16 protein-coding genes are annotated in these 20,800 nt (G+C 51.5%); 11 read left to right on the forward strand and 5 right to left on the reverse strand.

Annotated features, from left to right (window positions below; all coding sequences use genetic code 11):
- Positions 1-8: 8 nt before the first annotated feature.
- Complete coding sequence (locus C7382_RS06550; RefSeq protein WP_116679492.1) at positions 9-2,876, reverse strand: putative LPS assembly protein LptD; 2,868 nt, start codon at positions 2,874-2,876, stop codon at positions 9-11.
- Positions 2,877-3,240: 364 nt separating this feature from the next.
- Here C7382_RS06550 and C7382_RS06555 point away from each other — a divergent pair, with 364 nt between their 5' ends.
- Complete coding sequence (locus C7382_RS06555; RefSeq protein ID WP_116679493.1) at positions 3,241-3,744, forward strand: PH domain-containing protein; 504 nt, start codon at positions 3,241-3,243, stop codon at positions 3,742-3,744.
- Here the strand turns inward: C7382_RS06555 and holA are convergent.
- Positions 3,724-4,734 (reverse strand): DNA polymerase III subunit delta, encoded by a 1,011-nt coding sequence (gene holA, locus C7382_RS06560; protein ID WP_116679494.1) that lies wholly within the window; start codon positions 4,732-4,734, stop codon positions 3,724-3,726. The two genes, C7382_RS06555 and holA, sit on opposite strands and share 21 nt — an antisense overlap.
- A 108-nt stretch (positions 4,735-4,842) precedes the next feature.
- On the opposite strand from holA, the gene C7382_RS06565 reads away from it, so the two are divergent.
- The 10 genes from C7382_RS06565 to C7382_RS06605 all read left to right on the forward strand — a co-directional run bounded on the left by C7382_RS06565 (position 4,843) and on the right by C7382_RS06605 (position 15,074).
- Positions 4,843-5,316, forward strand: coding sequence for a type I restriction enzyme HsdR N-terminal domain-containing protein (locus C7382_RS06565; protein ID WP_116679495.1), 474 nt, complete (start codon positions 4,843-4,845; stop codon positions 5,314-5,316).
- 2 nt (positions 5,317-5,318) lie between these two features.
- The gene (locus C7382_RS06570; protein WP_116679496.1) at positions 5,319-6,281 is read left to right on the forward strand and encodes an ABC transporter ATP-binding protein; all 963 of its coding nucleotides are present in this window, start codon (positions 5,319-5,321) and stop codon (positions 6,279-6,281) included.
- A gap of 2 nt (positions 6,282-6,283) precedes the next feature.
- Complete coding sequence (locus tag C7382_RS06575; protein WP_116679497.1) at positions 6,284-7,612, forward strand: ABC transporter permease; 1,329 nt, start codon at positions 6,284-6,286, stop codon at positions 7,610-7,612.
- Between the two features lie 279 nt (positions 7,613-7,891).
- Positions 7,892-8,275 (forward strand): hypothetical protein, encoded by a 384-nt coding sequence (locus tag C7382_RS10000; RefSeq protein ID WP_133241540.1) that lies wholly within the window; start codon positions 7,892-7,894, stop codon positions 8,273-8,275.
- Positions 8,250-9,800 (forward strand): DUF4301 family protein, encoded by a 1,551-nt coding sequence (locus C7382_RS06580; RefSeq protein ID WP_116679498.1) that lies wholly within the window; start codon positions 8,250-8,252, stop codon positions 9,798-9,800. Before C7382_RS10000 ends, C7382_RS06580 begins: the two co-directional genes overlap by 26 nt.
- Positions 9,801-9,842: 42 nt before the next feature.
- A complete protein-coding gene (locus tag C7382_RS06585; protein ID WP_116679499.1) occupies positions 9,843-11,630 on the forward strand; it encodes an aminopeptidase P family protein in 1,788 nt (595 codons plus the stop codon).
- Between the two features lie 10 nt (positions 11,631-11,640).
- Positions 11,641-12,180: a gamma carbonic anhydrase family protein gene (locus C7382_RS06590; protein WP_116679500.1), complete on the forward strand. Its 540-nt coding sequence runs from the start codon at positions 11,641-11,643 to the stop codon at positions 12,178-12,180.
- 11 nt (positions 12,181-12,191) lie between these two features.
- Positions 12,192-13,202 carry a tetratricopeptide repeat protein gene (locus C7382_RS06595; RefSeq protein ID WP_116679501.1) on the forward strand — a complete coding sequence of 337 codons (1,011 nt, stop codon included), beginning with the start codon at positions 12,192-12,194 and terminating at the stop codon, positions 13,200-13,202.
- Between the two features lie 34 nt (positions 13,203-13,236).
- Positions 13,237-13,863, forward strand: coding sequence for a ribonuclease H1 domain-containing protein (locus C7382_RS06600; protein WP_116679502.1), 627 nt, complete (start codon positions 13,237-13,239; stop codon positions 13,861-13,863).
- Entirely contained in the window at positions 13,860-15,074 is a 1,215-nt protein-coding gene (locus tag C7382_RS06605; protein ID WP_116679503.1) for a hypothetical protein, read from the forward strand. The genes C7382_RS06600 and C7382_RS06605 overlap by 4 nt, the downstream gene beginning before the upstream one ends.
- Before the next feature lie 62 nt (positions 15,075-15,136).
- Here C7382_RS06605 and C7382_RS06610 read toward each other — a convergent pair whose 3' ends face one another.
- The 3 genes from C7382_RS06610 to C7382_RS06620 form a co-directional block, all read right to left on the reverse strand.
- A complete protein-coding gene (locus C7382_RS06610; protein WP_116679504.1) occupies positions 15,137-15,643 on the reverse strand; it encodes an isochorismatase family protein in 507 nt (168 codons plus the stop codon).
- Positions 15,640-16,872 (reverse strand): saccharopine dehydrogenase family protein, encoded by a 1,233-nt coding sequence (locus C7382_RS06615; protein WP_373701697.1) that lies wholly within the window; start codon positions 16,870-16,872, stop codon positions 15,640-15,642. Before C7382_RS06615 ends, C7382_RS06610 begins: the two co-directional genes overlap by 4 nt.
- Positions 16,873-17,046: 174 nt before the next feature.
- Complete coding sequence (locus tag C7382_RS06620) at positions 17,047-20,256, reverse strand: glycoside hydrolase family 2 TIM barrel-domain containing protein (protein WP_116679506.1); 3,210 nt, start codon at positions 20,254-20,256, stop codon at positions 17,047-17,049.
- Positions 20,257-20,800 lie beyond the last annotated feature (544 nt).

Consider the following 20,800-nt stretch of genomic DNA (forward strand, 5'->3'; position numbering starts at 1 on the left):
CCCTGATCTTAGTACCATGTGTTTGCAACCGGGCGATTGTTTTCCTGCCACTTCAGATCTTGTAACAACGAACTCTTGACCGAAATGACAAAGCTATATGACTTATAAGCTCCGATCGGGATGAAGCTGGCCGAAATAGCCCAACAGTGCATGTCGCGTGTAATATTGCAAGTAAGAGAAGTAATCTTCTTGATGTCAAAGCTGTAGTTGGCATTGAAGCTCAAAGTCCAATTGGGTGTGGGTTGTATATGACCACGGAAACTGAGGTTTTGCATCGTTCTATAGTCATATTCCATTTTGGTCAAGTTGTACCGATTATAGTCCATTGCAATGTTCCAACTGTAATCGAAGGAGAGACTCCATGGGATGTCAAACTTAAAATAGCCATCCTCATCCACTACGCCCCCTTGCCGATTGCGAGTGAGAAGCGATCCGCCCTCCGGCTGAGCGTTCTCAGTAGCTTCTGCATCCTCATTGTTGCCCGATGATGGTGGCGGAGGGTTATTGTATTTCTTCTTATCCTTATCGCCTCCTCCGAATAGTCCCAACAGTTTCGTGAGAGATTCCTTGTTGAGGGTATAGCTGAACGATGTACCGGTACTGATGAGTCGGGCAAGCCCTTTGCCATTGGCGATACGCAGATCGTTGCTCTTATAAGGGACAACCTTCCCATCTGCGCCGTAGTAATACTTCGTCAGATAAGGATCGAATAGACCGGACAAACGAAGCGTGAAGTCCTTCGAAAAACGTAATGCAAGCGAAGCCGTGATATTGCTCCATCGGATCGAATCGGCAAACATATTATACGACGTGGACCAAGAGAATTGATCGATGAGACTGATCTTCTTGATACCGGTCGAATCGGATTTGGACTTGATCTTGGCCTCCAAGTTGTTATCAAAAGCGAAATTGATCGCTCCTGCGTTGCCCTGGGACGGGGCACCGAATACCTGCTCGGAGAAGGGCGAATAAAGGAGCGTATGCAGCATACCACTCTGGTCCGTCTGCTCTAAATACTCCCAAAAGCCATAGCGGGGTTTCGTAAAGTCCGGCGTATAAGAGAAGCTGATGGAAGGCGTGAATCGGTGGCGAATCATGATCAGATTACCTCCGAGACTGAAGGGCTTCCATGGCTTGAACATACCATACAAGGTGGTGGACAAACCTGCCGACAGACTATAATCGTAGAGACGGTGGAACTTATACGTGGTATCCGAAGGAAGAAATGCTTTCTTCTCTTCATTCCAGGCCCTTCGGATCCCCTTGGTGTACCACCATTCGTTATAGTTAAATCCGAGCGTCAGATTGATGTAGTCGAGCACCGGAACCGTCAGGCTCACGGGAACAGTGTGACGCATACCATTCTTCCAGTCACGCACCAGATTGCTATTGAGCAAATCTTTCTCCTTCGTCAGGATCGTATTGCGGAGTTGTCCCGAATAGCCCACGCTCAGCTTCTCATACCAACGCTCCGGTCCCACACGTGTCCTGCGTCGGAAAGGATAACGTGTGGACATACTGATGGAGAGGTTCGGCAGCGTAAGACTCACCGTGCTGTCGCGCATATTCTGGCTGATGTCCATACTTCCCGTAATAGAGAAAGGTGTACCGGGGAATTTGCGCGAATAGCTCACGGCCGAGCTTCGTGTTGTAGCCGTTCTGGCATCGACGTTGTAAGTGGTATTGATGGAGTTCTGGAAGTAACTGCCCGTCGCAAAGTTCACGTTGGCAGAAAGCGTTTGCAGGGGATTGGCCTTCGGGTCTTGACTATGCGTCCAGCGCACGTTGAAGCTGGTCGTCTTGTTGTAGTCTCCCGGGACGAACTTGTCTCCCGACTTAGATACCAGGTAGTTCGCCTCGAACGAGCCACTAAACTTATATCGCTTCTTGTACTGCGACTGTGCAGAGAGCCCCCACGAACCCAACGAGAAGATCTCGCCACGCAGAGCCAAGTCCACATAATCACTGAAAGCGAAATAGTAGCCCCCGTTACGCAGATAGAAGCCATAGCGGCTATCTTCCCCATACGTAGGCATAAGGATACCGGAAGAGTATTTGCTGGAGAATGGGAAATAACCGAACGGCAAACCGATGGGCAATGGCATATCGGCAATAACCAAATTGACAGGCCCGGTCACAATATCCTTTTCGGGATGAACTTTGGCTTTGGAGAGATTGATATAGAAATGTGGATGATCATGATGGTCACAAGTGGTGTATCGTCCTCCCTGCATAAACATGATGTTGTCCTTCATCTTCTTGGTCTTCTCGGCTGTCAGATACCCCTCCCCTTGCTGGGTGATCACACCGTTGATAATCCCTTTCTCTGTCCTGAAATTATAGGTGAAACTCTTGGCCTCGAACGACTGTTCTCCATCCTTAAACTGCGGGAAAGCCGTCGGATAACCCACCGAGTCAAGGACGTAATGGGTGTAGACGGTGCTGCTATCCGTATTGAGATACATGAAGTTGGCCTCCAAGCGGCTTTGCTGATAGCTCACATAGCTCTTGCCGAAGAGGTAGGCGCGATTCTGTCCGAGCAGGACAATGGAGTCCTGAGCCTCATACTCCACGATGTCCTCCAACTCAAACTCGTCATCAAACACACTGTCTTGCACTGCCACTGCCAACGTATCGGCCGGAATGGAGTCAATCAGAGTGGTATCAGGAGAATTTGCGGGGATAGCTGGAAGAGAATCTTTGGCAGTCGATTGGGGGGAGTCTGTCGTATCTGATATGAAGGCTTCTCGATGAGACGGCAATCCGGCCATACTGACAGCGGGACGCTCGGCGGCAAAGAGCGTCGCACACAGCAGTCCCACAAGGACAATAGGGAGCATCCGAGAGAGTTGCAGACAGAGATTGGTTATTCTCATTCAGATAAGTTCGTTCTGACGAGAAGCAAAGGTAAAAAAAGAACTTGCAATCCGATTGCTTTTGCCTCATCGAAGCAATGCTGTGTACATCCCGCATGCTGTATATATAATAAGGTATAATAATGGTTTCGACGAAGAAAGGGAGTCCGACGAACAGTCCCCTTAGGAGTCCCCGATGAGACCCCCTAAGGGTCTCGGTAGGGATCCCTAAGGGATGTCTGATGGGATCCCTTAGGGGTCTTGGTGGAGATCCCTTGGGGAGCGAATTATCATAAAGACAGATGAGGCATTAATTCACACCTCAGTTCATTTGGATAGCTAAAGAGAATAACGCAACTTTGCTTTCGACTAAAGACTTATCACAATGCAAACAGGAAAACAATACTTCCCACTCTCCATCGGGCAACGCATATTCTCCTTAGCCATTCTGGCTGTGATCGTATTGCCTGTAGTATTGGTAGCAAAAGACGGATTCGGACAGCTGTTGCTACTCGGTATCATGGTCGTCATCGCTCCTCTCATTGGCTGGTGCATCGCCATTATACCTCGTTACACCGAGGTAACCGACCGACAGATTATCGTCAAGCAGGTATGGGGAGGATTGGTTTTCGACAGAGAAGAAGTGGAAGTCACCCCCATCGGCAAGGAGGCATTGAGCGGGTCGATACGCACGTTCGGCAACGGCGGACTATTCGGCTATACCGGCTTCTTCCGCAACAAGGCGTTAGGCTCCTATCGGATGTACATAACGAGGATGAAAGATTTGGCTGTTATCACGGACAAGACAGGGAAGAAAACGGTGATCAACCTCCGCATGCTCGGCAATGCCACGCCTGCCTCTACGGCGTCAATGGAAGATAAAATGTAGCAGCTCCCGTAGCAGATCGCCACTATCGGCGAAGGTTCCCGTCGTGTCCACCCCCTTGCTTCGCGCATCCGTCATCCTGATCTGGTGGATAATGTCATAGACCTTTCTGGTCTGATACATCCTCAATCCCGTCAGATAATCCCGCACTTGGAAATCGCCTCGCAAACCTAATGCCGCCTTGATGGCAGCATTGTTTTTCTGTGGCAGGTAGCAAACGATCATCAGATTGCTGAAGTAATTGAAAAGCACGGGCAAGGTGGCCTGTATGGGGTGCTCCTTTTCGTTGCGGGCAAAGTACTGAGCTATGCGGAAAGCCTTTCCCGCATCACGATTGACAATGGCACGCAGGAGTTCGAAGTTGTTAAACACCTTGCTCACTCCCACGTACTGCTCCACGATCTCCGGCGTGACTGCCCCACCCCTTTCTCCCACGATGAGGGCGAGCTTGTCCAGTTCGTTCATCAACTTCTCCAGATCATTGCCCAGATAGTCGGCCAGCATGCCTGCCACATCGGGCGAAAGCATCAACTTCTTACCCGCCGCAGCCGACTGGATGAAGTCCTGCATTTTGTAATCCGGTATCGTCTCCGATACGAATAACTTCCCCGTCTTCTCTGCTTTCGAAAAGAAAGCCTTACGCTTATCGGCCTTCTTCTTATAGGCCAAGACGAGCACGGTCGTATCGGGGAAGGTGCCGTAATGCGCTTCGAGGGCTTCGATATGCTCGACCAGCTGAGCCTCACGCACCACGATCAGCTGCCGATCTCCCATCATCGGGAAGCGTCGGGCTTCATTGACAATGTCCGCCACCGAGGTATTGTCGCCATAGAGAATCGTACGGTTGAAGTCCCACTCATCCTCGGGGATGACACGTTTCTCCATCAAGGCAGTCAGTTCATCTATAAAGTAGGGTTCCTCCCCGACGAGGAGATAAAAGGGGGCATAATCACGCTTGCGTACGGATTCGACGATCTCAGAGTATGTGGCCATAGGAGGTATGTATGTGGAGGGGTCTTGCTTAGTTTTCTGTAAAACTCACCTATATTTGTGATGCTTTGACCCAAAAACTTCGATTTTTGGGGGCGAAACAAAGATAGGATGATTCAGCTAAACCTCCCACCTTACGCGCATCGGATCAGTCAGGAGAACGATCGAATGCTCATATACGATGACATCCGCCGGCGTTATGTAGCCCTCACTCCGGAGGAATGGGTACGGCAGCACTTTGTCCACTATCTGACGGAAGAGTTGGGCTATCCCGCGACATTGATTCGCAACGAAGCACAACTGCAGATCGACCGCCGCACGAAACGCTGCGACACGGTCATATACGATACGCAGCTCAGACCCATCGTGCTATGCGAGTACAAGGCTCCGTCCGTATCGCTCTCTCAGAAGACGATGGATCAGATCCTCCGTTACAACTACATCTTCCGAGTACCGCTACTCCTGCTGAGCAATGGTGTGCAGCATACGGCCTGCTTCGTCGATTACACACAGAACAGCTATCGCTTTCTGCCCGAGATACCCACATTCAAAGAACTAACAACGATTATTCATACAAACAACTGATTATGCCATTTTTAGAAGCCAATCACATACGCAAGCGCTATGCAGCTCATACTGCGCTGGACGATGTGAGCATAAGCGTGCAGCAAGGACGCGTCTTCGGACTACTCGGCCCCAATGGAGCCGGCAAGACCAGTCTGATACGTATCATCAACCGCATCACAGCTCCCGACGAGGGCGAAGTTCTCTTCGACGGCCGCCCTATGCAGGCCGAAGACGTGCGCCGCATAGGCTACCTGCCTGAGGAGCGAGGTCTCTACCCCAAGATGAAAGTGGGCGAACAAGCCATCTACCTCGCTCGTCTCAAAGGAGTCAGCAAGCAGGAGGCACGCCAACGTCTGACGGCTTGGTTCGAGAAATTCGACATCATGCCCTGGTGGGACAAGAAGGTGGAAGAACTTTCCAAAGGGATGCAGCAGAAAGTGCAGTTCGTCTGCACGGTTATCCATGAGCCGGAGCTACTCATCTTCGACGAACCGTTCAGCGGATTCGACCCCGTCAATGCCGATCTCCTCAAACGAGAGATACTGGAGCTTGCCCAGAAGGGGCGCACAGTCATCTTCTCCACCCACAATATGCAGTCGGTGGAAGAGGTGTGCGACGACTTTGCCCTCATCAACAAATCGCACGTCGTACTCAACGGTTCCGTACGCGAAGTACGCCGCGACAACAGTCTCGGCATCATCCGTCTCGTAGTCGAAGGCACGCTGCCGACCGAATACCTCGATCAACTCCAAATATTGGAGAAGGTAGAACGACCGGGCTCCATCACCGAGCTGCGAGTGCGCAAGGAATCCTCTGCGCTCAATCGCGACTTGGTGCGCGACCTCCCCGAGTCCGTACGACTCGTATCCTTCTACGAAGAGATACCGAGCATGCACGACATATTCGTCAAGACTGTCGGGCACACCGTCGAAGAAGAGAACCAAAAGAATGCACAAAAAGGGACTAACACTGACACGCACTGATTATGAACAACATTAGCACTATCATACAGCGCGAATACATGATTCGCGTAAGGAAGAAATCCTTCCTCGTCATGACCATCCTGATGCCCATCCTCTTTGTGGGTCTCATCTCTCTGCCCATCATATTGGCACAGATCGGCGGCGACACCAAGACCATTGCCATCGCCGACCGCACCGGAGAATACGAGAAGCTCTTCCAAGACAACGACGAGTTCCGCTTCATCCATGCCGAGAAGACAGTCGATGAATACAGGAAGATGGGAGCTGACGAATCCGGCATCGACGCGGTGCTGGAGATCCGCCAGGACCTCCTCCAAGACCCCGAAGCCGTAGCCATATACGGTTATAAGCAATTGCCTTCCGGCGTGAGCGACCACATCTCCTCCATCCTCTCGGACTATCTCTCGGATAGGAAGATGGAAGCCTACAATATCCCCAACATCAAACAGATCATAGCCGACAGCAAGGTGAAGCTCACGGTCAATACCTACAAGTGGGGCGAGGATGGCACCAACGAACGCACCTCCGGCGAGTTGGCCATGGGCATCAGTATGATGATGATGTTAGTCATCTTCATGCTCATCATGACGCTGGCCGGCATGGTGCAAGCGGGTGTATTGGAAGAGAAGAAGAATCGCATCATGGAAGTAATGGTGTCCTCCACAAGACCTTTCGACCTGATGATGGGCAAAATCATCGGTATCGGATTGGTCGGCATCACGCAGCTCATCTGCTGGGGACTCCTCACTTCACTCCTCTTCATCATCGCACAGTTTGCTTTCCTGGGCAGCCTCTACAGCCCCGAAGCACTGAGCCAGATGCAAGCCTCGGACATGACCGGCATGGCCTCGTCCATGAATACGGAGAGCTTCGCCGACGTGCAAGAGATGATGACGCTCATTTCGGGCATTAACTTCGGAGAGCTTTTCATCATGTTCTTCCTCTTCTTCATCGGCGGCTACCTGCTCTACTCCTCCATCTTCGCCGTTATCGGGTCTATGGTATCCAGCGACGAAGACACGAGTCAGTTCATGATGCCCGTAATGATCATCATGATGTTTGGCTTCTATGCCGCTTACGGTAGCATGAACAACCCCGAAGGCGCACTGGCCTTCTGGTGCTCGATGATTCCTTTCACCTCTCCGCTTGTGATGATGGTGCGCCTACCCTATGATGTACCTCTCTGGCAGGAATTGCTCAGTCTGGGACTTCTGTACGGCACTTTCGTGCTGATGACTTGGATCGGAGCCAAGATCTACCGCGTAGGTGTGCTTATGTACGGTAAAAAGCCCTCTGTCAAGGAGATCATCCGCTGGATCAGCTATAAGTAAGGATGTGTCATAAAGGGCAAACTACTGCGTTGCAATCGAGATTCGGGGTCGGCCATATACGATAGTATACTGCCACCTCCCCCTCTCAGCACCTTGCTCTTCATGCCTTTCTGACACAACCTCTGAGACTGAGCCAAAAGTAAATTTTGGCACAACCATCTACATAGTCCTACAGCCCCGAAGCGAAAAGAGTCTCCACTGAGGTGGAACCGTTCGTTTCGGGGCTGACTGTTTCGGGTCGGAAGGCAGTCGTCTTTCCGATCTTCCCTGGATGACAGCATGAGTTTTTGGCACCGGATTCGTTCCAAAACTCACGCCAAAATCCACGAAAATTGGCGCCATTTCTTTTTCAATTTGGCGCATACTTTGGGGAGAAATGGCGCCAAATCGAAAAAGAAATGGCGCCGTGTTTTTCGGGGCCATGTGCGCATGCTTTTCCGTGCCAAAACAGATTCGAGCAATGGACACGCCTATGGCTTGCAACATAACGCGACGAATGGCACGACTCTCAAGCCACAAAAATTAGAAATCTCGGACAAAAACGCGTTTTGGCTTGTATTGCACAGCTTTTGTCGTGCGACAATTGCAAGATTATCTCTACCTTTACCCGAGCACAAAAACAAAAAAGAAATCTTGCATGACCACACCTCTCTTCACCGATAAGGATCTGGAGCAGCTCGAAGCCAAGGGCATCACACCCGAAGAAGCCGTTCGACAGATCGAAGCAATCCGTCATGGTTTTCCATTCCCCAACATCATCGCCCCCGCATCTCTGGAGAGGGGAATCATGCGTGTGGAGGAGGAAGACAAGGCCGCCTACATCATGGAGTGGGAGAAGTACCTCTGCAGTCAGTCCTGCCACGTGGCCAAATTCGTGCCGGCATCAGGTGCAGCATCGCGTATGTTCAAGGAGCTATACAATTTCCTCGACGCGGACTACAACGAACCGACAACGGATGCGGAGAAATTATTCTTTGCCAATCTGACACACTTTGCGTTTTACGACTCGCTCAACGAAGCCTGCCTGCGTAACGTGTGGCGCACCGTACCAAAGCTCATCGCCTCCAAAGAATACAAGGCTGTGGTTGAGAACCTCCTCCTGTCCAAAGGACTCAACTATGGAGCCCTGCCTAAGGGGCTGCTGCTCTTCCACAACTACGGCAAGGAAAATCGCACACCTACGGAGGAGCACTTGGCCGAAGGTGCCCTATACGAGCGAAGCGAGGCACGACAAGTGCGTGTACACTTCACCGTCTCCCCCGAGCATATGGAGGAGTTCAAGAACAATGTCGAGAAGCGACAACGTGCCTTCGAGGACGAATACTGCATCCGCTATGAGGTGAGCTTCAGCACACAGCAAGCATCGACCGACACCTTGGCACTCACGCCCGAGGGCGAACTCTTCCGTCTCAACTCCGGCGAACTACTCTTCCGCCCAGGCGGTCACGGAGCACTCATTCGCAATCTGCAGGAGATCGACGCCGAGATTGTCTTCATCAAAAACATCGACAACGTCGTCCCCGACTACCTCAAGTGCGACACTATTATCTATAAGAAACTCTTAGCCGGCGTACTCGTCAAAGCGCGGGAGCACGTCTTCAACTACCTCCACTTACTTGAAAAATCGAAAGTGATCCACTCCCAGTTGATGGAGATCGTGACTTTCTTGCAGGACAACTTCTGCATCGAGATCCCCAACATCGACCTGATGGAAGACAAGGAGCTGACCGAACTGCTGAGACGCAAGCTCGACCGACCGATACGTGTCTGTGGTATGGTGCGCAATCAGGGCGAACCGGGCGGAGGACCATTCATCATCCGTGAAGCCGATGGCAGTTCGTCCCTACAGATATTGGAGAGTACACAGATCGACATGTCCGATCCCGAGAAAAAAGCCATGTTCGAGCAAGGTTCTTACTTCAACCCTGTGGATCTGGTATGTTCGATACGTGACTACAGAGGACAACCATTCAACCTCGAAGCATTCGTGAATCCGAAGACAGCGTTCATATCCGAGAAGAGCAAGGACGGACGTCAACTCCTCGCATTGGAGCTGCCCGGCCTCTGGAACGGAGCCATGGACGACTGGAATACGATATTCGTCGAAGTGCCGGTAACGACATTCGCTCCCGTCAAGACGGTGAACGATCTGCTCCGTCCCGAGCACCAACCCTACGAAAACAAATAATAGAACTGACAAACTATAAACCCATACAATATTCAACCAACAATGACAAACGATATTCTACAACGCCTCGCCTCTGTGCGAGCAGCAATGAAAAAAGAGCAATTCGATGCATACATCATCCCCAGTTCGGATGCTCACTTGAGCGAATACACACCCGAGCATTGGAAGGGTCGCCGCTGGATCTCCGGATTTACGGGTTCGGCAGGCACAGTCGTTGTGACAGCTGACAAAGCCGGACTGTGGACGGACGGACGTTATTTCCTCCAAGCCGGTGAACAGCTGGCAGGGACTTCTATCGAACTCTTCAAAGAAGGTGTGCCGGGCACTCCCTCTATCGAGCAATTCCTCTCCGACGAACTCCAAGCAGGTCAGACGGTGGGAATCGACGGTCGCTGCTTCCCTGCAGGTGTGGCATTGGCTACCGAATCGGCTTTGGATATATATGGTATCAAGTTGAGAACCGATAAGGATCTCTTCGACGGTGCATGGGACGGTCGCCCCGAGATACCTCGTGGCGAACTCTTTGTGCAACCGGTAAAGTATGCGGGCGAAAGCGTGAAGGACAAAATAGCACGCGTCAATAAAGGTCTGGCTGCCCAAGGAGCCAATGCCGTGATCGTAACGATGCTGGACGAGCTGGCATGGGTATTCAACCTCCGCGGACGCGATGTGGAGTGCAACCCCGTAGGAGTTGCATTCGGATACGTTTCGGCTCGTGAATCCATCCTCTTTGCTTTCCCCGAGAAGATCACGGCTGAGGTGCGTGCCGCCATGGAAGAAGGAGGCGTGAAGATCATGCCTTACGAGGCGGTGTACGAATACATCCCTTCTCTCCCCGCAAGCGAAAGACTGCTCGTGGACAAGAAACGCATCACTCGCGCGCTCTATGATCTCATTCCGGCAGCTTGCCGCAAGATCGACGGAGTGAGCACTATCACGACACTCAAGGCTATCAAGAACGAGGCCGAACTTGCCGGCGTGCGTGCTGCCATGGTACGCGACGGTGTAGCGCTGACGCGTTTCTTCATGTGGTTGGAGCAAGAATGGGAAGCCGGCAACAACCACGACGAAGTAGTGCTGGGAGAGAAGCTCACAGCCTTCCGTGCTGCTCAGCCACTCTACTTCGGCGACAGCTTCGATACAATATGTGGCTACCAAGATCACGGAGCCATCATCCACTATCGTGCCACGCCCGAATCGGCACACGTAGTGAAACGCGAAGGTGTTCTCCTGCTCGATAGCGGTGCACAGTACCATGACGGCACAACGGACATCACGCGTACAGTAGCGCTGAGTACACCTTCGGCAGAACTCAAGCGTGACTATACGCTGGTGATGAAAGGACATATCGCCATCGCTACGGCTCAGTATCTGGAAGGTACTCGCGGCAGCCAGATCGACGTGCTGGCACGCAAAGCGCTTTGGGACAATGGTATGAATTACGCTCACGGCACAGGCCATGGCGTAGGCTGCTTCCTCAACGTGCATGAGGGACCACAGAATATCCGTATGGATGAGAATCCTACCGAAATGAAGATCGGTATGATCACGAGCAACGAACCCGGACTCTATCGCTCCGGCAAGTATGGCATCCGCATCGAGAACCTCGTGGTAACCAAGCTGAACGTGGAAACAGAATTCGGACGCTTCTTCGGATTCGAGACGCTGACAGCTTTCTACTTCGACAACGAACTTATTGAAAAGAGCTTGCTCACCGAAGCCGAAGTGAAGTGGTACAACGATTACCAAGAGTGGGTGTACAACACGATTGCTCCCGAGCTGACGGCTGACGAAAAGGCTTGGCTGAAAGCAAAAACGCAGGCTATCTAAGCGACACACAATGGCATTGATACAAAGTGTACGGGGATTCTCTCCCGTAATCGGCGAGGATACATTCCTCGCCGAAAATGCCACTGTAGTGGGCGATGTGGTGATGGGCAAAGGTTGCAGCGTATGGTTCAATGCCGTATTGCGTGGCGATGTCAATTCCATCCGCATCGGTAACAATGTGAATATTCAGGACGGCTCTGTCCTACACACCCTATACCAGAAATCAACCATCGAGATAGGAGACAATGTGTCCGTGGGGCACAATGTCGTTATCCATGGAGCCAAGATATGTGACTATGCACTCATCGGCATGGGTTCGGTTGTGCTGGATCACGTAGTGGTAGGCGAAGGAGCCATCATCGCGGCAGGTTCGGTCGTGCTCACTGGAACACAGGTAGAGCCTAACAGTATCTATGCCGGTGTGCCTGCACGCTTCGTGAAGAAAGTGGATCCCGAACAGAGTCGTGAGATGAACTTCAGGATCGCACACAATTATCAGATGTACGCGTCTTGGTTCACCCAAGACAAACCCCAAGAAGACACGCATTAGTCCTCACCGATATGAAGAATTTTCTCAAAAGTCTCTTCTCTTCCCGTCACGAGGAAGAGGGTAAAGCCTCCGTAAACGAAGCAGCTGAACAGATCCAAACAACGACAACGGTGGCAGAAAACCTCGCCACCGAATCGGACAATGCTGCCCGACAGGCTGACACGCTCAAGTTCGACGCCATCCGTGCCATGAACCTCGGTGAGATGGTTTTCGCCACAGAGGCTCTACGCAAGGCGCTGGAGTTAAGGCCGGAATTTGAGACTCGTTACTATCTGGCAGAAGTATTGGTACGCCGCAACTTATCCGAAGAGGCATTGGCAGAGATGGATTTGCTGCTCGAAGAGATGCCTATGCATACAGCCACACGACTCAATCGTTCGAAGCTCTGCTGCGAACTGAACAATCCCGATGGCGCGCTCGAAGATTGTCGCGAAGGCATCGCCTCCACGTCTGACCCCGAAGAGCAGGCGCTGCTCCTCTATTATGGAGCTGTTGCGCTCAAGGATTTGGATCGCCATCCGGAAGCAATCGATTATCTGACCGATGCCATCGAAAAGGATGAGTCCTTTGTCATGGCTCGTCTGCTACGCGCTCGTCTGCTGATGGAGGGTGCCCGATATGATGAAGCGGGAGCGGACTTGGATACCATTGCAGCCTCTCATCCCGAGGAAGAGCAAGTGCCCCTCCTGCGTGCTCGTCTGCATCTGCTCACGGAGAAGCCGGAGGAAGCCATGCAAGCCTATACACAACTATTGGAGTTGGATCCCTTCAGCGAGGAAGGACATCAAGGCATGGCTACACTCATGGTTCGGAATGGTAACACAGCAGAGGCGGAGGCCTTCTTGCGCGAAGCAATCGAAGAGCTGCCGACACAGCGTAGTTTGTCCTTATTGCTCATCGATATATTGGAGCATGACGGCCGAATGGATGAAGCGGCTGAGCTGCGCGCACAATTGCCCGAAGAGACGACCGGGAACGATACAGTCAATTTCAAGAATCTATACAGCGGCAGTCTCTTCTAAGACTGCACGAGTGGCAGCCTATCATTGATCGCTCATGGCTAAAAAGTGGTACGTCGTATGGGCAGGGCACACACCCGGAGTCTATGACAATTGGGATGAATGCAGAGCACAGACCGAAGGATTCAACCGCGCTCGCTACAAGAGCTTCACTTCCGAGAGCGATGCCCGACGTGCCTATGAGGACGGTGCCAATGAATTCTACCACAAGGCGTATGCCGGCACGGAGGGTTCTGACGGCACACCAGCCAAAGGGCCCATTTGGGACAGCTTGTCGGTGGATGCGGCATGTAGCGGCAACCCCGGCCCGATGGAGTATCGGGGCGTGCTGACAGCATCGAAAGCAGAAGTATTCCGCGTAGGTCCTTTGGAAGGAGGGACAAATAATATCGGGGAGTTTCTGGCCATCGTCCACGCATTGGCGCTATTGGAGAAAATGAAGCGTCCTCATTTCCCCATCTATACGGACAGCATGACGGCTATCAGTTGGGTGCGAAAGAAGAAATGTAAGACGCTACTGGCGCGGACCGACAAGAATGCTCCCATCTTCGATCTCATAGAGAGGGCCGAGCAATGGCTCGCCACGCATCCGATCACCAATCCCATCTATAAATGGAATACAATCGAGTGGTTGGAAATCCCTGCTGACTTCGGACGGAAATGAAGTCTCCTCGCATCTTAATCTTCAACCCCGGGCACGAGATGGTGCCCGAACTTATCGGCAAGAAACCCTACGTTCCTCCTCCCGTGGTACGTCGAATGATGCGCGACCTCGGATCGCTCCCGATGTGGCTGGCGGATAATGAGCAAGATCGCGTACTATGCCCCGAAGGGCCCCTGCCGCTATCCGAAGCTCTTCCATTGCAACCCAAAGCACGGGAACTCTTACCGGAAGAGTATGATACGCTCCCCCTCTCCTCCTACACGTGGGAGATGTGGGGACAGTCGCCCGTTTGGCTGGCAGCGATTCAGCAGCATTTTCCGCGATTGAAGTCTGTTGTTACCCCACCCTTTCCTCAAGAATTATACGATCGCAGCCATCGCAGAGAAGCGGCTCGCTGTCTAAAATTTATCGGCCATGAAGCATTGGCAGCTCATTGGTACACCTCAGTCGAAGACTTCCAATCCGACAGATTTCTCCGCTTTCCAGCAGACACCGCCCTATTGGCGAAGCTACCGGCCAGTTCCTCGGGACGAGGTCTCATTTGGTTAAGCTCTATTCCTACCCCTGAAGAGATTGATCGACTTAGAAAAGCGACTCGCAATACCGATTCTTTCAGTGTCGAGAAGGTGCTCGACGTGCAACAAGATTGGGCTGCTGAGTTCTATTCCGACGGGAAAGGAGAGTTAGCCTTCGTGGGACTCTCTCGTTTTGACACCAATCGGCATGGTGCCTATCTGGGCAACAGGCTGGCCCCACAAAAAGAATTGATGCAGACACTGGTGGATGCTCTCGGCTACGATGTAGTACACACAGCACTCTCCTCACTACAAATGTATCTGCAGGAGCGATTTTCTACGCTCTACACAGGATATATCGGTGTCGATATGGTCGTATATAAGGATGGAGAGAAGCTGCATCTACATCCCTGCATCGAGATCAACGTACGGTACACAATGGGAGTAGCAGCCATCTTGCTCTATGATCTTTGGGTCGAAGAAGGCCGACGCGGACGGTTCGAAGTCAAGAGCTTCCGCACCGAAGGAGAAGCATACGAATGGGATCAGATGATGCAACACCTACATCCGCCACAGATTCACAACCATCGACTCTGCTCCGGCTATATCCCGCTGACCTCCACCGCCCCCTCGAGCCGATTCCTCGCCTACCTATTAGTTTCACCCGAGGACAAAGAATCGGTCAAGACACAATAGATATAAAAAAGCTGCACTGTAATAGAATTTACAGTGCAGCCTCAGTTTTAGTGATCTGACTATTATGCTTCTTCGGGGGAGATGTAGGCAATCCCTTCTTGGAGGAGTTGGATACGATCGCCCAAGCCGTGACGTTCGAGATCGAGTACACTCTGGCGCACACAGTAGTCGCCGGCTATACCAGCCACTACTATCTCCTCTGCTGTGCGCAACATCTGTGGCACTTCCACTTCGAAAGCACTATAGGCATCTCGTTCGGTGGTGGTAGCCTTCTCCAGCATCTCCACAGGGATGCCCATCTCGTAGCATTGAGCCAATGCCTCTGCAATACAAGGTTCAATGGCAGCACCGACAGTGTAGCGCACGCAGTGCGGAGGCCATTGTCCTCCTTGTGCCACAAAGCTACAGTGGTCTATGGGATGCTGATCCATCGTCACCACAACGCCCGTTATTGCCTCACGATGGCTGTCCATATATGCAGCCAAAGTCTGCATGGCTTCGGGAGCACCGGGGACAGCCAAGGAACCGGAGACAAAGTCTATCTGCGGATCAACTATCAACAGGATCATAATTCCAGATCGATGTCGTGCTTCTCGTGCCAGGGGAGTCCCTGCTTAGCTACTTCTTCGAGGAAAGGATCGGGATCGAACTCCTCCACATTGAAGACACCCGGCTTACGCCAAATACCCTTCATGAACATCATTGCCCCTACTGTGGCAGGCACACCGGTCGTATAGCTTACGCCCTGCGTACCGGTTTCTTTATAGGCTGCCTCGTGGCTACAGTTGTTCCATATATAATAGGTATGCTCCTGGCCATCACGAATACCGCGGATGCGGCAGCCGATACTGGTCTCTCCCGTGTAGTTTTCGCCCAGATCACCAGGATTGGGGAGCACCGCTTTGAGGAACTGAATCGGAACGATCTCAACACCGTTGTACATAATGGGATCAATACGCGTCATGCCGATATTCTGCATCACGCGCAAATGTGTCAGATACTCTTGACCGAAAGTCATCCAGAAGCGAGCACGTTTGATCGTGGGGAAGTTCTTCACCAGCGATTCCAACTCCTCGTGGTAGAGCAAATAGGACTCTCGCACACCGATATTAGGATAAGTGAGCCCTTTGTGAATCTCTTGCGGTTCCGTTTCTATCCACTGACCATTCTCCCAATACTTACCCTTCTGAGTGATCTCGCGGATGTTGATCTCTGGATTGAAGTTCGTGGCAAAGGCCTTGTGATGGTCTCCGCCGTTGCAGTCCACGATATCAAGGTAGTGGATCTCATCGAAATGATGCTTGGCTGCATAGGCCGTGTACACACTCGTCACACCCGGGTCAAATCCGCAACCGAGGATAGCCGTAAGACCCGCCTCACGGAATCGCTCCTGATACGCCCATTGCCAGCTGTATTCGTACTTAGCCTCATCGAGGGGTTCGTAATTGGCCGTATCAAGGTAGTTCACACTGCTGCGTAGACAAGCTTCCATGATGGTAAGATCCTGATAAGGCAGCGCCACATTGATGACCAACTCAGGTTTGAAGCTGTCAAACAAGGCTACCAATTCTTCCACATTGTCGGCATCGACCTGAGCGGTTTTTATCTGTACGTTCTTGATCTCCGAGGCTATCTTGTCACACTTGCTCTTGGTGCGACTGGCTAACATGATTTCTGTGAACACATCCGTGTTCATAGCCACTTTCTTGGCCACAACGGTACCTACACCGCCGGCTCCGATAATGAGGACTTTACCCATTCTACTATGATTAAGTTTGTAATTATTTGATTCGCTAATACTGCAAAGATATAGAGAACCTACCAACAAAGGGCAGGTATTCTCTCCCACTCCTTTCAGCCTACTATGAGCAGACATCATTTGGCTTTAGGAGGAACAGAATAAGTCCTGCAGATGTTCGTCCTCGCCCCTACCCAGCATTCATATACAAAGCGCAAGACTTCATACTAACATTTATAGCTGAGGAGTGAAACGGAGATCGAAGGAATAAGTACCTGATGCGGGACAAAGGTAGGCAGGAGCAGTGCCCGGTCCGCAACTACCATTGCCCAAGCCCTTCTGCATATAGTCAAAGCGCAGGACCAAATGTGTAGGCTCGGGAAGTTCCCATAAGTGAAGTGTACGGGCCAATAACTCGTCCTCATAGGGCAGGATGGAGAAATCCACTTGTCCCAATGCTTCCACGCACATGCCCCAATCAGAGTTGTGGTAAAGATCCACACGGCGCAATCCCGTCCTATTACCCATGCTTTGGGGACGCACATAAGCCTCCATCATGTCAGCAGGCGTATCCGTGTAATACCCATAGTATGCACTGCGGCGACGATCCACATAGTTCTCATGAGGGCCGCGAGCCAGATATCCTACCCTATCGAAAGACAAAGGCAGACGCATACGGATACCCAGTCGGCGCAATCGTGTGGCCCGTTCCTCCACTGGCATGAACTCGGCATGCAAATCCACCGTACCATCGCCATATATCCGATAAGTGAGAGCATAAGGACAAAGGGCACGATGGCGCACCGTCACAGTGACGCAGGTAGAGTCAACCGCCATCTCATAAGTAGGCTCGGCAGGCTCCACCTCTGCAGCGGGAGCACCTGGGGGGACACTGCCGTATGGCGAGTCGTTCTCCACCCAACGGAAGTTGTCATAGACAGGCCCACCGTCGGGGATAATGAGGGAGCGGCCACCATATTCCCATGAAACAAGCATTCCCGCCACTTGGTCGAAGACAATGGATACCTGCTCATTGGAGATGATGAGGCAATTGTCCTGCGACCGAATCGCAAGCGTAGACATCTGCACAGTTAGTTGTGTGGCAAAGCTATTACGCTCCGCTATGGTGAATTGCTCGGATGCTACCACATAGCCACGGGCAGCCCATGAGACGTCGTCTCGCAGGTAAAGCTCGAAGTTGATATGATAGTCGCGGAGCGGATCTATCTCGAAGTGAGATACTGGTATCGGTAGCCTAACTTCTTCTCCTGCCGGGACAGGGGGGAGATTCACCTCGCCTCTCTCTGTCTCTCGTCCATCGGACAAGACGCGATAGCGCAGCCCAAAGCGACTCAGATCAGCAAAGACATAAGCATTCAGCAGCGTAAGGCTTCGACTCTCATGGTCATAGGCGGTGAACTTCACATACTGATATACTTTTTTCACCTCTTCTAACTTGGGAGTCCACTGCCTGTCCGCCGTGACAAGACCATTATTGGCAAAGTTGCCTTGATGAGGCCCGGGATAATCATACCCCGTATGTATGCGATAGACGCCATGCTTTATCTCGGCAGGATCATATATGGCCTGATCGACCCAGTCCCACACGCACGCGCCGATAGATGCACTCCCCAACTCAATGAGATCCCAATACTCTTGAAGGTTACCCACGCTATTACCCATGGCATGAGCGTATTCGCATAAGAAGTAAGGCATTCCATCGGTACCACGTCCGTTGGCTCCGGCTTCAACCTGCGAGAGCGATGGATACATGACCGAATAGAGATCGGTATGTCCCGTCCGAGCCTGAGCAGAACCCTCGTAGTGTATAATGCGGGGATCGAGTGCGCGGACAGCAGCATAAGTGTGACGGAAGTTCTCTCCTCCACCCGATTCATTGCCGAGCGACCAGAAGATAATTGAAGGATGATTACGATCGCGGTACACCATGCGCACAGTACGATCTATGTATTGTGCCCGCCACGACTCGGCGTTGGTGATACCCCCTTTCTCACCATGGTCGTTCCAATTCTTATGACACTCCACGTCCGCCTCATCCATGACATAAAGACCGTAATAATCGCAGAGTGCATACATTTTGGGCTGTCGCGGATAATGACTCGTACGGAGCGTATTCACATTCGCCTGCTTCATCATCATTATATCCTGTTGCATCGTCTGCAGATCGATGGCTCGGCCGTGTAGCGGGTGCGTGTCCTGTGCATTCACTCCTTTGAAGAGCAGTCTCCGACCGTTGATATAGACCTGTTGGTCGCGTATCTCAACGTGGCGAAATCCATACTTCGTCGAGAAAGCCATCTCTTCCCGACCTCGTGCATCTCGTTGAGAGAGCACAACCGTATAGAGCACCGGTGTTTCCGTCGTCCATAGAGAGAGTCCGCGCAGATCAGTTTTTCTGAAAAGAATTTGTCGCTTTTGCTCTCCGCCAGACAAAGCCACCTGCTGCTTGCTTTCCCAGAGCTTCTTGCCCCGCGGATCTATGAGTTGGACCGTGACTGTCTTCTGTCCTGCATTTCCTTCCCGATTGTCCAACTCCACAGCCACTTCCAATTCTCCGGATGTATAATCCGTCTCGGAGTGCAATTTAGAGGTAATATAATGATCACGAATTGCGGTGCGAGGTGTGGCATAGAGATAGACATCTCGATGGAGTCCGCTCATGTGAAACATATCCTGCCCTTCCAGATATGAAGCGTCCGTCCAGCGAATTACCTGTATGCTCACGTTGTTCTCTCCCGCACGAACGGCCGGACTGATGTCGAATTCAGCATCATTATTCCCCCCTTGGGTATAACCTATATATCGACCATTCACCCATATATAGGCTCCACTATAGAGCCCATCGAAATGGAGATAGACACGCTTCTTCTCCCATCCTGCCGGAAGGGTAAAATTGCGTCGATACGCTCCTGTAGGATTCGGATCCACGGCATCGCGATATGCCTTTTGGATACGGATATTGGGGGGATTATCCTCGAATATGTGATCCACATTAATGTACAAAGGTTTGTCCCAACCCTTCATCTGCCAACAAGAAGGCACAGTGATGGTGTCCCATGCCGAGGCATCGAAAGCATCGTACACGAAGTCCGTGGAGGCTCTACGTGCATCAGGTGAGTAGCGAAACAGCCACAGTCCGTTCAAGCTCAAGAATTCTGCCCGTGTGGGAGTAAGCCAAGGCTTGTCATAGTGTTCATCAGCCTGCATCGCTGCCACAGAAGCATAGGGCATGAAGGTAGCATGCCCCTCTTCCTTATGCTCTCCGAATACCGTCTCAGCTTCCCAATAAGACCTCTTCTCAGAAGCCAAACTATCTGCTGACACGACAGATGAAACCGCTCTATACACCATAGCCACCGACTCCATACTTCCACCCCATGAAGCAAGAAAAAGGATCGGAAGCAACTGCCATACTTTCTTCATAAGCACCATTATTATCGCTAAAAACAAAGATAGGCACATTCCCCATCTTAGAAAGAATTTCCGCGGCTACAAACCGAATAACATTAAAATTACGCACCAATCTCTTTCTAAATGGTGAATCGTGGCCGCTTATACCGATTCTGCCAGGCACACTTCTTTTCGTAAAAAATACCTGTCAATACAAATTTCAACGATTGAATGTTTGACTGATCACGATACAAATAACACGCTAAACAACAGTGTTTCATGGCTATGCTTTCACATTGAACACCAATGAAAGAGAGTTCTATCGGCAAAAAAAATTTCAAAAATCAAAAAACATTTACCTTTGTGTGTATAAAGGGTGATACTCTGCGCCGGTCTGTGGCAATTTTAGAGCAGAGTCATCGATAGCCATCCCGTTTGCGAGGGAGGGGAGAGTATTGTGCCGAGACGCACAGATCTCGTCCCTCTTAGTTCTATACTCGGATTATGCCGGCGGGCATAGTGTATATGAGTCTTGTGAGATAATGTCCGCCTTAAGTCGGTCTTTATAGAACAAAGT

Origin of the sequence: Porphyromonas loveana (genome assembly GCF_003096695.1) — a bacterium.
Taxonomy (GTDB): domain Bacteria; phylum Bacteroidota; class Bacteroidia; order Bacteroidales; family Porphyromonadaceae; genus Porphyromonas; species Porphyromonas loveana.